The organism is Kaarinaea lacus (assembly GCF_975902315.1).
This window is the reverse complement of record NZ_CDLKIE010000145.1, coordinates 1-3,312: the sequence shown is the minus strand read 5'-3', so window position 1 is coordinate 3,312 and position 3,312 is coordinate 1. Positions and strand designations below refer to the sequence as shown.

Below are 3,312 nucleotides of genomic sequence, written 5' to 3'. Positions count from 1 at the left end.
TTTTGACCATGTTAAATGGGTCGGTATGGCGAATAACAGGCGTGCCTCGCAGGCGTTTTAAAATACCAACCTGTATTTCGTGTGGGTTGAGCGCTATTAGCTGATTAAAACCTTTGGCAATACTTTCAAGATCCTCACCCGGCAATCCCACAATTAAATCAGTGTGCAGATGAGCATGGGTTTCGTTGCGCAGCCAGGTTAAGTTCGAGATTGCCTTGTCATTATCCTGTTTGCGACTTATCAGTTGCTGTACCTCGGAATTGAAGGTTTGTATGCCAATCTCAAATTGCAGACTGCCTTCTGGAAATTGCTGGATAATCGATTTCAATTTATCGGGGAGGTGGTCCGGTATAAGTTCAAAATGCAGAAACAGATCTTTATCCAGCTTCCCTAGAAAGAATTCCAGAATTTGAGTTGTGGTTTTCGTTTTAAGGTTGAACGTACGATCGACAAATTTGAATTGTCTGGCTCCACGTTCATAAAGTTTTTGCATTTCAGCAAGGAACAACGCCAGGTCAAAGGGCCAGGCAGTTTTATCCAGTGCCGATAAACAGAATTCACATTTAAACGGGCACCCTCGGGATGCTTCAACGTAAATAACGCGGTTGGCAATATCCAGTCGAGAATAATAAGTGTAGGGGAAATTAATGTCAGACAACTGAAAGCTGCGAGGTTGAATTATTTTTTCGCGCAGCCCAGGAGTGTCAGGCGATTTATCGTTCAATAATTCTTTACATACATAGTAGAACTCCAGATCAGCATTTCCAGTAATAACGTGATCCGCGAAAGTTACTATGGGTTGTTTATCGTATTCATAGCTGACTTCCGGGCCACCAAGAATAATGATCGTTTCCGGGCTTAGTTTTTTAAGCAGGCTAACTACATATGTTGTTTGTTCAATATTCCAGATATATACCCCAAAACCAATTATTTGGGGTTTAAGCTTGAGGAGTTTCTCAACAATATCGATGGGACGGCTATCAATGGTAAATTCTATGATGGATGCACGGGATTGCAATTCCTGAAGATTGGCATAAAGGTAGCGTAATCCAAGCGCGCTATGTATATAGCGCGCGTTCAGCGTGCTCAGAATGATCGGGGTCATGCTTTCAATTGAAAGCTATTTTTCACTGGAATTCAAGCGAGCATAATAGTTTGCGATCTGGGCGATTTCCCAATTGGTTAATACATCCAGCATGGCAAACATGGTGGATTGGTCACGCGCCTTGGTCTTATAGTCGTTAATCGCTTTCAACAAATATGCTTCGGATTGACCTGCGATGCGAGGCGTTGGTAATTTGGGGTTCTGTTCCGGTGTTTTATGACAGCGATCACATTTTTCCGCCAGTTGCTGTGCCGTTTGTAATGGATTAACTTCCGGTTTTACGGGTGTCTGCGAAGCAAAATAAGTTGCCAGATTGTTGAAGTTGTCTTTGGATAATTCTGCGACCGCATTTTGCATGTCGCTATTGCTGCGGGACTTGTTTTGATAATTCAGCAGGGCAGAGACCAGGTATGCCGCATCTTGTCCCGCCAGACTTGGTGTTTTTGAAGAGCTGACGCCCTTCGCACCATGACAGCCTTCACAGCCTCCCACCATATCCTTAACACTATCAGGGTTGCCTTTTCCAGGATTCTGAGTAGGTTTGGGCTCCTGGCTAGCGTAATGAATACTGATAAGCTCGACCTGCTCGGCATCCAGCCTGGATACAAAGCTTTTCATTAATTCATGTTTTCTGTCACCGGTCTGGTATTGTGTGATTGCCGCCGTTAGTTGTTCCGGAGTAAAGCCGCTCAGGTTCGGATTACCGGCAATTGTGCTATTGCCATCTTTGCCGTGGCAACCAAAACATGATTTTGCTGCGGAAGCGGCAGCTTGTGCGGGATCACCAGCATCTTCTTTTGCTGCCATAGTTACCGCGGCGGGTTTTTGGGTGGCGTAGTAGGCCGACAGGTTTTTGATGTCAGCTTTTGATAAACCTTTTATCGCATTCTGCATTATCCTGTTTTTACGCTTGCCGTTATTGTAAGAAAGTGTTGCTTCATAGAGAAACTTGTAATTTTGTCCTGCCAGGCTGGGAAATTCTTCCATAAAACTGTTGCCACCTTCGCCGTGACAGCCTATGCAACGAAGGTTCGCGATTTTACCGCCGGCCCTGGCATTGCCTTTAACGGGAAATGTTGATGGTATGCGTTTTTGCGAGGAGAAGTAGGCGCCAAGTTTGGCTATCCGGTCCTTGTCGAAGGCATGTTTGAACACTTTCATGAATTCATTGGTACGGTCGCCTTTAAAGTAGCCATTGAGTGCTGTGTCAATATATTTAACACTAAGGCCGGAAAGGCTGGGCACGCCTTCAGTGGCGCTATTGCCGTTTTCACCATGGCATGAAATGCAGGGGCCAGCGAGTTTTTTACCTGCCTCGATGTCCTTTTGGCTGGGTTTGCTGGTTTTCTTCCTGGTAACCTTGATACTGGTAGTCCAGGGAGTCGTTAGTGAGGCGTAATAGGCCGCGACATTGAGAATTTGTGCATGATCCAGTTCTGCAATGGCCTGATTCATTTCTTCGTGCGTGCGTACCTTGGATAGATAATCGAGCAAGGATTTACTGAGGTAGCTTTGCGATAATCCATTAATTTGTGGATATTCAGGATTCACGATTTTGCCACTGGCAGGATGACATTCCACGCAGGCCTGGGCAACCTGTTCACCAAGCACTGGATCTGCTGCAGCTTGCTGTTCTGCTGCCGCTTTCTCGGCTATCTCTTCAGGAGAAGGTTCCTTTTTTTGTTCGCACGCTGGGAGAAGCAATGATAACAGTAACAAAACGGCAATAATCGGTTTCATAGGCTTATTGTTCTTGCGGTTTATTTTCCGTGGCTGACGTCAGCCTATTGTAGGGCATTTCGACGGCAAAATTAAATGTATCATGAGCTTAATTAACGCCTACTAATTGAACATTGATATAGGTCTATAAAAGTACCGTGATTGCAAATGGTGGTATTGCTTTTTTGCCATGCGGGCAAAGCGGGTAACGCTATGCTTGAGTCAATAACTTTACACGCCTGAATTTGAAGAGTGGAATAAGCGCCATGCCCGCAATAAATCCACCAATATGTGCACCCCAGGCGACGCCACTTTCTCCACCACTGGCAGCAGCCGAATTAATCAGTTGTAATACAAACCAGAAAACAAGTACCCAGCCCGCGGGCAGTCGCGTGGTATGAATAATAAAACCCAGGGGTATGGCAACCAGCACGCGCGCGCGGGGATGCAATAACAAATAGGCTCCCAGTACACCGGATATCGCACCG

Annotated in this window: 3 protein-coding genes; all 3 read right to left on the bottom strand. The window is 45.7% G+C overall.

Annotated elements, in window-relative coordinates:
* Positions 1 to 1,105, bottom strand: a 1,105-nt coding sequence (locus tag ACWVCM_RS04015) for a B12-binding domain-containing radical SAM protein (RefSeq protein ID WP_455200425.1), incomplete at its 3' end; no start/stop codon positions are given.
* A gap of 15 nt (positions 1,106 to 1,120) precedes the next feature.
* Positions 1,121 to 2,845 carry a c-type cytochrome gene (locus ACWVCM_RS04010; protein ID WP_455200424.1) on the bottom strand — a complete coding sequence of 575 codons (1,725 nt, stop codon included), beginning with the start codon at positions 2,843 to 2,845 and terminating at the stop codon, positions 1,121 to 1,123.
* Positions 2,846 to 3,035: 190 nt separating this feature from the next.
* Positions 3,036 to 3,312: rhomboid family intramembrane serine protease (locus tag ACWVCM_RS04005; RefSeq protein WP_455200423.1), on the bottom strand; the 277-nt coding region annotated here is incomplete at its 5' end.

Excerpts from the sequence above, each read along its gene's own strand:
- ACWVCM_RS04010 (WP_455200424.1), bottom strand. The coding sequence starts at position 2,845 with ATGAAACCGATTATTGCCGTTTTGTTACTGTTATCATTGCTTCTCCCA.